This window comes from Candidatus Frankia nodulisporulans (assembly GCF_902806475.1).
Lineage (GTDB): Bacteria > Actinomycetota > Actinomycetes > Frankiales > Frankiaceae > Frankia > Frankia umida.
Genome location: NZ_CADCWS010000175.1, coordinates 1 through 9,417 on the forward strand (window position 1 = coordinate 1; position 9,417 = coordinate 9,417).

Annotated in this window: 10 protein-coding genes; 2 read left to right on the top strand and 8 right to left on the bottom strand. The window is 69.1% G+C overall.

The features are described from left to right. The coding region (locus G6R24_RS14940) for an AAA family ATPase (RefSeq protein ID WP_163549860.1) at nucleotides 1-541 on the bottom strand (541 nt) is incomplete at its 3' end. A 130-nt stretch (nucleotides 542-671) separates the two neighbouring features. Next, nucleotides 672-1,592 carry a LysR family transcriptional regulator gene (locus tag G6R24_RS14945; protein ID WP_163549861.1) on the bottom strand — a complete coding sequence of 307 codons (921 nt, stop codon included), beginning with the start codon at nucleotides 1,590-1,592 and terminating at the stop codon, nucleotides 672-674. A 73-nt stretch (nucleotides 1,593-1,665) separates the two neighbouring features. Here G6R24_RS14945 and G6R24_RS14950 point away from each other — a divergent pair, with 73 nt between their 5' ends. Next, a complete protein-coding gene (locus tag G6R24_RS14950; protein WP_163549862.1) occupies nucleotides 1,666-1,887 on the top strand; it encodes a hypothetical protein in 222 nt (73 codons plus the stop codon). Here G6R24_RS14950 and G6R24_RS14955 read toward each other — a convergent pair. The 6 genes from G6R24_RS14955 to G6R24_RS14980 form a co-directional block, all read right to left on the bottom strand. Then, complete coding sequence (locus G6R24_RS14955) at nucleotides 1,854-2,573, bottom strand: ABC transporter ATP-binding protein (RefSeq protein ID WP_163549863.1); 720 nt, start codon at nucleotides 2,571-2,573, stop codon at nucleotides 1,854-1,856. The two genes, G6R24_RS14950 and G6R24_RS14955, sit on opposite strands and share 34 nt — an antisense overlap. Beyond that, nucleotides 2,573-3,511: an ABC transporter ATP-binding protein gene (locus G6R24_RS14960; protein ID WP_391530787.1), complete on the bottom strand. Its 939-nt coding sequence runs from the start codon at nucleotides 3,509-3,511 to the stop codon at nucleotides 2,573-2,575. The genes G6R24_RS14955 and G6R24_RS14960 overlap by 1 nt, the downstream gene beginning before the upstream one ends. Next, nucleotides 3,508-4,920 (bottom strand): branched-chain amino acid ABC transporter permease, encoded by a 1,413-nt coding sequence (locus G6R24_RS14965; RefSeq protein ID WP_163549864.1) that lies wholly within the window; start codon nucleotides 4,918-4,920, stop codon nucleotides 3,508-3,510. Before G6R24_RS14965 ends, G6R24_RS14960 begins: the two co-directional genes overlap by 4 nt. Further along, nucleotides 4,917-5,846 carry a branched-chain amino acid ABC transporter permease gene (locus G6R24_RS14970; RefSeq protein WP_163549865.1) on the bottom strand — a complete coding sequence of 310 codons (930 nt, stop codon included), beginning with the start codon at nucleotides 5,844-5,846 and terminating at the stop codon, nucleotides 4,917-4,919. The genes G6R24_RS14965 and G6R24_RS14970 overlap by 4 nt, the downstream gene beginning before the upstream one ends. 129 nt (nucleotides 5,847-5,975) lie before the next feature. Beyond that, entirely contained in the window at nucleotides 5,976-7,148 is a 1,173-nt protein-coding gene (locus G6R24_RS14975) for a branched-chain amino acid ABC transporter substrate-binding protein (RefSeq protein WP_163549866.1), read from the bottom strand. A gap of 433 nt (nucleotides 7,149-7,581) precedes the next feature. Next, the gene (locus tag G6R24_RS14980; protein ID WP_163549867.1) at nucleotides 7,582-8,970 is read right to left on the bottom strand and encodes a CoA transferase; all 1,389 of its coding nucleotides are present in this window, start codon (nucleotides 8,968-8,970) and stop codon (nucleotides 7,582-7,584) included. A gap of 272 nt (nucleotides 8,971-9,242) precedes the next feature. Between G6R24_RS14980 and G6R24_RS14985 the strand changes: the two genes are divergently transcribed. Further along, nucleotides 9,243-9,417: DnaJ domain-containing protein (locus tag G6R24_RS14985; RefSeq protein ID WP_163549868.1), on the top strand; the 175-nt coding region annotated here is incomplete at its 3' end.

Below are 9,417 nucleotides of genomic sequence, written 5' to 3' on the forward strand. Positions count from 1 at the left end.
AAAGCATCCCAGCCAGCCGAGGAACAAAAAACAAACGATCTACGAGACCTGACCAGTTACGAAAGTTCTTCTTGCTGTGTGGCCAGCGCAACCTTTGCGCCGCATCACCGAGCTTGATGTGCCGCAGCTCCTCCCGCACCAGGGAGATTCCGCTTGAGCTTGCTCGACCGCTTTCCGCCGGCTGATAGGAAAGCTCGAGCTCATATCGAAGAAAAGACGTGGTAGGCGATTCGGACAGACCGAAGTCATCTTCCACATTCCGTGGAACAATCATCTCCACGGCAATCTTCATCGACGCGGATCCGCCGACTCCAAGATTCCAGAAAAGAGATCTCGGGTCACCGCCGTGCGACCCCACCGATCGCAGCCTTTGCGCAGCCTCAAGAAACTGATGATCGGCCAGGAGCGAAAGAAATTCAATGACATCAAATATGTTCGATTTTCCGACCGCATTCGGGCCAACGATACAGGTGTACGGCCCAAAATCGACCGTCAGGCCCAGAAGATTCTTGAACCCGTCTACCTCGAGCCTGGTCAGCACCCGCTCATCCTATCCATCGCCAGCAGTCTGCGATCCACGGACCACGGCAGAACCACCTTACCGCCCGAGCTACCGGGCTCGGCGGCATGCGCACTCACGACGTCGAGACCACCACGACATCGAGCTGGATCTATACAGGCGTCCGATCGGGGTCGGGAGAACGGGCGGCGGCGACCAGGGCGGCGAGGACGGCGGACAGATGCGGGGCCTGTTGGGAACCGCGGCGGACGGCGGCGAAGATCGGCCTGATCGGCGTCGTACCCGCGATGGGACGCAGCACCACCTGCGGGGTGGAGGACAGCCCGGCAAGCCGCGGAACAAGACTGATTCCGCACCCCGCGGCGATCAGGGTAAGGACGGCAACGAAGTCGTCCGCATTATGCCGAACCCGCGGGACGAAACCCGCCGCCGCGCAGGCGGCGTGCGCCACCTCCCGGCAGGCGGTGCCCGGACGACTGACAACGAACTCGTCAGCCCGCAGCGCTTCCAGCGGAACCTCCGGCGCCGACGCGTACGGATGCCCCACCGGCAGGGCCACCTCGAGTGGATCGTCCACCAGCGGAATCTGCAACAACCGTGTATCCAGCGACCGGGCCCCGGCGTGAGTGATGCCGATGGCCACATCCAGCTCACCGCCGAGCAGCTGATCGAAACAGTCCGGCTCGGGCACATCCGTCACCGACAGTCGCAGCCGCGGCCGGCTTTCCCGCAGCGCGAGCAGCGCCGGCGCGACGATCCCGGAGATCGCCGTCGTGAAGGCCGAAATCGCCACCGACCCCACCCGGCCCTCGTCGAACGCCGCGAGATCAGCCTCGGCCCGCTCGAGCTGCGCGAACAGAATGTCGGCATGTTCCAGCAGCACCTGCGCCGCCGGTGTGAGTCGCACCCGCCGCCCCGCCGGATCGAGCAGCCGCACCCCCGTCTCCTTCGCGAGCGCCGCCAGCTGCTGGCTGACCGCTGACGGGGTCAGGTGCAACGCCTGCGCGGTCGCGACAATCGTCCCCCGGTTGTCGAGCTCCCGCAGCAGCCGCAGCCGCCGAACATCGATCATGTAGCTCAGCTTAACGGTCTATCCCACAAAAAACAGATGGACTGCACGTCCGCCGATCCTGATCCTCAGGACCATGACCTACGCGATCCTCGCCCTGCTCACCGCCCTGACCGTCGCCGGGATCCGCTTCGGCACCGACTCCCGCGACGGCCGTGACTGGACACCGGCCGCCACCCCCACTGCCACTGCCACCACCGGCACCGGCACCACGGCTGTGGCCGCCCGTCCGATCCGGGCGATCCGACCTTCGCCGCGGGGGCGTCAGGGGGTGGGGGTGAGGTCCTCGCCCAGGTAGGCCTGGCGAACACGGTCGTCGGAGAGCAGGCTGGCGGAGGTGCCGGAGAGGACGACCTCGCCGGTTTCCAGGACGTAGCCGCGTCCGGCGATACGCAGGGCCGAGGCGGCGTTCTGTTCGACGAGCAGGACGGCTACGCCGTCGCGGTTGATCTCGGCGATGACCTCGAAGATGGTCTGGACGACCATGGGGGCGAGGCCCATCGACGGTTCGTCGAGCAGGACCAGACGTGGGCGGCTCATCAGGGCGCGGCCGATCGCGAGCATCTGCTGCTCGCCACCGGACAGGGTGCCGCTGACCTGGCCGATGCGTTCGGACAGACGCGGGAACAGCGCGAACACCCGGTCGAGGTCCTCGCGGGTGTGCCGACGGTCGCGGTAGGCGCCCATCAGCAGGTTCTCCCGCACGCTCATGCTGGGGAAGACGCGGCGTCCTTCGGGGACGTGGCTGACGCCGAGTGCCACCAGGTCGTGCGCGGGGATGGTCGACAGGGGACGGCCGTCCAGGCGGAGCTCGCCGGCGCGGGGACGCAGCAGACCGGAGATGGTGCGCAGGGTGGTGGTCTTGCCGGCGCCGTTCGCGCCCAGCAGGGTGACGATCTCGCCCTCGTCCACCTCGAGGCTCAGGCCGCGCAGGGCGGTGACCGCCCCGTAGGCGACCTCGACGTCGGTCAGCGACAGCAGCATCAGCCCAGCTCCCTGCGATTGCCTGCGCCACCGGCACCCGGGCCGGGACCGGTGCCCGAGTCGGCGCCGAGATAGGCCTCGATCACCGCCGGGTCGCGTTGCACCTCGGACGGCGAGCCATAGGCGATCATCCGGCCGAAGTTGAGCACGGCCACGGTGGTGGCCAGCGACATCACCAGGCCCATGTCGTGTTCGATCAGCAGGACGGAGACGCCGGTCGCGGCGATGCGGGTGACGAGGGCGGCGAGGTCGCGCTTCTCCACCGGGTTGGTGCCGGCGGCGGGTTCGTCCAGCAGGAGCAGGCGCGGGTCGGTGCCGAGCGCGCGGGCGATCTCGAGGCGGCGCTGCTCGCCGTAGGGCAGGGAGGCGGCCTGTTCGTGGGTGCGGTGGGCCAGGCCGACGAGGTCGAGCAGGTCCGCGGCCCGGCGGACACCGTCGCGTTCGGCTCGCCGGGCGTGTGGGAGGCCGAGCACGACGGACAACGGGCCGTACTTCTGGCGCACCTCGGTGCCGATCTGCACGTTCTCCAACGCGGACAGCGCGGGAAACAGGCGGATGTTCTGGAAGGTGCGGGCGACCCCGAGCCGGGTGATGGCATGCGGGCGACGGCCGAGGAGTTCGGTGCTCTGCCCGGGCTGCGGCCAGAAGGTCACCGAGCCCTCCTGCGGCCGGTACGCGCCGGTCAGGCAGTTGAACAGGGAGGTCTTACCGGCTCCGTTCGGCCCGATGACGGCGAGGATCTCCCCGCGCCGCTGCCGCAGGGAGACGCCGTCCAGGCTGGTCACGCCGCCGAAGCGCAGCGACAGGTCGCGGGCCTCGACGACGAGGTCCCCCGGATCGCCACCCACGTTCTCCATCATGGACGGCTGCCGCGCCCCGGGTACAGCGGCGGCCCCGCCGCGGCGCGCGCTGGCGCGGTGCGAACCGGCGCGGCTCATGGCCGGGCTCCGGTCGGCGCGGCGCCGAGGGCATCGGCGGCGCCGACCCCGGCCTCGGACAGTTCGATCTCGCGGCGACGGCGCCGGGACGGCACCAACCCCTGCGGACGGAAGATCATCATGGTCACGATGACAGCCCCGAAGTAGATGTAGCGGTCCGCGGGCGCCACCAGGTCCCGCAGGTAGAAGGTGAGCCCCTGAAGCACGACCGCGCCGACGACCACGCCCAGGCGTGAACCCATCCCGCCGAAGATGACCACCGCGACGATGAAGAAGGAGGCCTGCAGGCTGAAGCTCTGCGGATTGAAGAACTGTTTGGACGCGAACAGCACCCCGGCGAACCCCGACACGGACGCGCCGATGGCGAAGGCGAGCAGTTTCAGCCGCAGTGTCGCCACACCGGTCGCCTCGGCGGCGATCTCGTCCTCGCGGATGGCCGCCCATGATCGGCCGATCCGGGAGCGTTCCAACCGGCCGAAGGCGATCATCACGATGACGATGATGGCCAGCAGCAGGTAGTAGTACGGCAGCGGATCGATACCCCAGGTGTAGTCGATCCCGAGCAGGTGGATCGACAGGTGCGGGACACCGAACGCGCCACGGGCACCGTTGGTGACGCCATCGGCGTTGTTCGCGAGCAGATGGATGATCTCACCGAAACCGAGTGTGACGATCGCGAGATAGTCACCGCGCAGCCGCAGTGTCGGCGCGCCGAGAACGACGCCGGCGAGCGCGGCGAGCAGGAGCGCGATCGGGAAGACGAAGAACGGGTTGAGCGTGAACGGGGCATGCCAGGGCATCGCGGTCTGCGAGGTGAAATAGGCCGTGGTGTACGCGCCGATCGCGAAGAACGCGATGTAGCCGAGGTCGAGCAGGCCGGCGTAGCCGACGACGACGTTCAGGCCGAGCGCGAGCAGCGCGTAGATGCCGACGCCGTCGACCATCCACTGCTGGGCCGCGGTGGAGAACAGCATCGGGGCGATGATCGCGACAGCGAGCAGGGCGAGGTTCAGCGCGATCGGCCCGCCACGGCGGCCGTAGGCGGCGCCCACCGGCTCGCGCACCGGCGTCGTCCACCGCACGGCCAGTGTCCGCAGCTGCCCGCCAAGCGCCACGATCAGCCACAGCACGACGGCGATCACGAGGAACAGGACGATCCGCGGGTCGGCGATCGAATCCCAGGCGGCCCGCAGCGGATGGTCGGAGTTGCCGGTCGGCCCGGTCACGACCGCGGCGAGCAGCCCGAGCAGTACCAGAACGCCGAGTTGACGCAGTCGTGCCGGCGAACGCAACCCCGCCGGATGCCACGACGGCCGCACCCGCCGCGGCCCACCCGGCCCCTCCCGCCCCTCCCGCGTGGACGTGGACGAGCGCGGCGCTGGCTGGCCGGGCACGTTCGGGCCGGTCATGCCGCCCGTCCCAGGCGCTCGCCGAGCAGACCGGACGGCCGGATCATCAGGATCGCCACCAGCACGAGAAAGGCGATGACGTCCTTGTAGGACGCCTGGAACAGGTAACCACCGTAGCTTTCGACCAGGCCGAGCAGCAGACCGCCGAGCATCGCGCCGCGGACGTTGCCGATCCCACCGAGAACGGCGGCGGTGAACGCCTTCACCCCGGGGACGAAGCCCATGCTGTACGACGCGTTGAACGTCATCGCGTAGAGAAAACCGCCGGCGCCGGCGAGGAGTCCGCCGACGACGAAGGTGACGATGATGATGCGCTCGACGTTGACGCCCATCAGCACGGCGGTGTCGGCGTCCTGGGCGACGGCCCGGATGCCCTGGCCGAGGCGGGTGCCGGCGACGAGTCGGTCGAGGCCGACGAGCATCGCGATGGCGACCGCGAAGATGACCAGCGACTGGGTGGAGACATCGGCGCCGAAGAGCGTGAAGACGGTGTCGTTGTGGAACAGGTCGGGCAGGTCGACGTTCTGGCGGCCGAACTCCTTGCCGGCGAGGTTCACCGCGAACAGGGACGCGCCGATCGCACTGATCAGATAGGCGAGCCGGGGTGCCGAACGGCGCCGCAACGGCCGGTAGGCGACCCGTTCGAGAGTGAAGGCGGCCAGCGCCCCGCACAACGCGCCGACGGCGAGCCCGACCGCGACCAGGTACACCGACTGGAACCCGCCCGGCACCCCGCCATCGGGCAGCAGTGCCCGGGCGGCGAACAGCCCGCCGAAGGAACCGAGCATGAACACCTCGCTGTGGGCGAAGTTGATCAGCTGGAGCACGCCGTACACCAGCGTGTAGCCGAGCGCGATGACCGCGTACAGCGATCCGACCATCAGACCGTCAATGGTCAGTTGCCAGAACTGGTCGAAGAAACCCATGCGTTACGCCTCGTTCGTCGCGTCTCGATCCGGCACATCTCGATCCGGCACGTCTCGGTAGGGCATGTAACCCGACGGTGGCCCGGGACGCCAGCGGGCGCCCGGGCCACCGTCGGGATCGGAACCGAATCAGGCCTTGATCAGATCCGCGATGTTGCCGAGGACCGTGATCGCGCCGTTCTTCACCTGGTACACGTACACGTTCGAACCCTTGACCTCGCCGTTGGACTCGAAGGAGACGGTCTTGGTGATGCCCGCGTAGTTGACCCCGGGGAAGGCCTTCAGGACCGACTCGCGGTTCACGTCGTCGCCGAGCTGCTTGAAGACCGTGGCCAGGGCCTTCGTCGCGTCGTACGCCTCACCGGAGTAGGTGCCCGGCTTCGCGCCGTTGTTGACCTTCTTGAAGGACTCGACGAACGCCGCCGCCTTCGGGTCGGAGTTCGCGTCGCCACAGGGGCAGGTCAGGTAGACGCCCTCGGCCGCGGTGGCGCCGGCCTGCGCGACGTACTGCGGGTCGTTCGAACCGTCACCGCTGGCGATCTTGCCGGTGAAGCCCTTGTCCTTGAGCGCCTTGGTGAGCAGGGCGAGCTCGGCGTAGTAGCCGGAGTAGTACAGGACGTCCGGCTTGGCCGCGATGATCTTGGTGGCCTCGGACTGGTAGTCCTTGGTCGGGTTGATGCCGTCGTGGATGACCTCGATGCCCTTGGCCTTGAGCTCGGGCTCGAGCGCGCCCGACAGACCGGTGCCGTACTCGCTCTTGTCGTCGAGCGAGTAGACTTTCTTGGCCTTCAGCACATCGGCGAGGTAGTCCGCGGCGGCCTTGCCCTGCACCGTGTCCGGTGCGATGACCCGGTAGAACGACGTGAAACCGAGCGTCGTCAGCGCCGGGTTCGTCGCCGACGGGCTCACCGACAGCAGACCGGCCTGCGAATAGGCCGGTTCGCTGGCCTTGGTCGCGCCGGAGAACATCGGCCCGACCACCGCGACGACCTTCTTGTTGTCGATCAGCTTCTGGGCCGCCGTCGGGCCCTGGTCGGGCGAACCGGCGTCGTCGGACTCGACCAGCTTCAACTCGAACGGGTAGCTCGCGTCGGCGTTGACCTCCGCGATCGCCGTCTTGACCCCGTACAGCGCGTTCAGGCCAAGCTGCTGGTTGTCACCCGAAAGCACGCCCTGGAAGCCGATGGTGATCGTCTTCTTGCCACTCGAGGACGTGTCGTCCCCGCTACTCCCACAGGCCGCGGCGGACAGTGTCACCGCTGTGGCCAGGGCGATCGCTCCCAGAATCGGGCGCCTACCCATGCATATCCTCCTCCGGTACAACCCGGTTGCGACTCCGCTGCCGCCCCCGTCACGCTGCCAGCTACCCCCGGCGCGACCGGTGCTCGGCACCGGGACACGCCACTATCCATACGGCGGCGGCGCCGGTCACCCGCACCGCATCGCACGGGAACACCGCCCGACCCAACCCTGTCGACCGACCGTCGCGAACGCTCCGCCCGGGATGGCGGCAACCTAGTCCTCCGGGTGGATCCCCCGGAAGTAGTCCAGCAGGTTGTTACACCTAGTACACAATCGCGCCACTTAGGCGCGCCGCCGTTCATCTTGCGAGCTATTTCACAACTCGATGATTCCTGCGAATCAATACGATGAAATTATCCCGGCGCACGCGTCTGGACGGCGCCAAAACCTCGACCCAGCCGCATCCAGCACCGATTCGGACCGCGGCGGCGACTCAGGGGCGCAGGGACCAGGTCGGAGCGCTGGTGCCGAGCCGGGCGGGTGGACGGGTCCAGCGCGGCGCGACCCCGGCGACCGTGCCCGGCGGACGGATGTAGGTCAGCTCGCCGAACTCGCTCATGTAGGTGTCCTGGTACGGCTCGAGGTCGGCCGCGGCCAGGGGTGGCACCGCCCGCGTGTCATGGTGGCCGAGGTCGGTCAGCATCCGTCCGGTGCGGGCCAGCGACACCCGCACATGCCAGCTGCCGCCCTCGCGGGCCCGGCGGGCGAGCGCGTCGAGGATGCCGTACGCCGTGAGATAGCCCGTCCCGTGATCAAGTGCCTGCACGGGCAGCGGCACCGGGTCCGGCTCGTCCCGCCCGGCCGCGCCGGCCAGCACCATCCCGGACGCGGTCTGCACCAGACTGTCGAAGCCCCGCAGCCCACTCCACGGACCCGTGTGCCCGTAGGCGCTGATCGTCGCGTACACGATGCCGGGACGCAGCCGCGCGACGGCGGCCGGGCCGAAACCGAGCCGGTCCAGCGCCCGCGGCCGGTAGGCCTGGATCAGCACGTCCGCCGAGGCGATCAGTTCCCGCAGCCGTCGGGCGTCCGCGGCCACCCGGAGGTTGAGGAAGGTGTTGCGCTTGCCGAACCCGGTGTCGACCAGCAGCGTCTGCACCTCCGGCAGGTGCGCGGCGCCGACACGCAGCACATCCGCGCCATAGGCGGCGAGCGTGCGCCCCGTGACCGGCCCGGCGATGACCCGGGTGAGGTCAAGCACCCGCACCCCGGCCGCCGGCGTCTCGGTCGGGGCCAGCGGCTGCGGCGCGCTGTCGTCGAGGCGTTCGACCGCCAGCACCGGCTGGGTCGCGGTCGCCTTGGCCTGCGGATGGCACGACCATTCGGCCTCCGTCCGGGCCATCGTCGCGCACAGGCCCATGGCCTGTAGTTCCGTCTCGAGCGAGGCGGCGTCGATCCGACGGATCACCCGGGCGACCGCGTCCCGCTCGTTCGGGACACCGAGCAGGTCCAGCACACCGTCGCGATGATGCGAGAAATTGCAGTGCAGCTGAATCCACCGGTCATCGCTGGTCTGGTAGTATCCGGAGATCGGCTCCCACACCGACGCCGCGGGCCGTCCGTCCAACCGCAGATGCCGCTCGCTGCCGAACGCCGCCGCGGCATGCCGGGTGTCGACCACGACCGGCGGAGGTCCCTCGCCGGTGCGGGCCGACAGCAGCCGCCCGGCGCCGACCGCCGCCGCCACCGTCGTGGCCGCGAACGTCGTCACCTCGTACACGCTCGGGAGCACGTCCGCCGGCCCGGTCACCGTCAGCCGGTCAGTGACGTCCTCCCCTACCAGCGACCCCACCCGATCGACGATCTCCGTGGCCCGCCCCATCGTCCCCATCCCATGATTGCCGTCGGACGGTCTCCCGCCGACGCAGCCGCCCTCGCGCCGCGCGGTACGTCATACCGCAAAGTGCGCGGGGCATCACCTTAAGCGCCGAAGCCGCGGATCGCCGTGCCTGACCGCTCGGAGTGCATCGACCCGTTCGCCGGGTCGACCCAGCTTCGACCGTCCGCTCATACTGTGGAGGTGGGTCGCGTCCGCGCAGCCACACCGCGTGAGATCCGCGGGGCTCGACCGGCGGACGGCCAGGGAGGCGCCGCATGGCCGCGCAACCGTCACTCTACGAGGTACTGGGGGTCGCACCCAGTGCCAGCGCCGAGCAGATCCGTCATGCCTACCGTGCCGCGGCACGCCGCACCCATCCCGATGCCGGCGGCCAGCCCGCGGCCTTCGCCCAGGTCCGGATCGCCTACGACGTCCTGGCCGACCCCGACC

Bases quoted from the DNA above. Each gene is read 5' to 3' on its own strand.
- G6R24_RS14970 (WP_163549865.1), bottom strand. From the start codon at position 5,846: ATGGGTTTCTTCGACCAGTTCTGGCAACTGACCATTGACGGTCTGATG.
- G6R24_RS14960 (WP_391530787.1), bottom strand. From the start codon at position 3,511: ATGAGCCGCGCCGGTTCGCACCGCGCCAGCGCGCGCCGCGGCGGGGCC.
- G6R24_RS14980 (WP_163549867.1), bottom strand. From the start codon at position 8,970: ATGGGGCGGGCCACGGAGATCGTCGATCGGGTGGGGTCGCTGGTAGGG.
- G6R24_RS14975 (WP_163549866.1), bottom strand. From the start codon at position 7,148: ATGGGTAGGCGCCCGATTCTGGGAGCGATCGCCCTGGCCACAGCGGTG.
- G6R24_RS14950 (WP_163549862.1), top strand. From the start codon at position 1,666: ATGACCTACGCGATCCTCGCCCTGCTCACCGCCCTGACCGTCGCCGGG.
- G6R24_RS14955 (WP_163549863.1), bottom strand. From the start codon at position 2,573: ATGCTGCTGTCGCTGACCGACGTCGAGGTCGCCTACGGGGCGGTCACC.
- G6R24_RS14945 (WP_163549861.1), bottom strand. From the start codon at position 1,592: ATGATCGATGTTCGGCGGCTGCGGCTGCTGCGGGAGCTCGACAACCGG.
- G6R24_RS14965 (WP_163549864.1), bottom strand. From the start codon at position 4,920: ATGACCGGCCCGAACGTGCCCGGCCAGCCAGCGCCGCGCTCGTCCACG.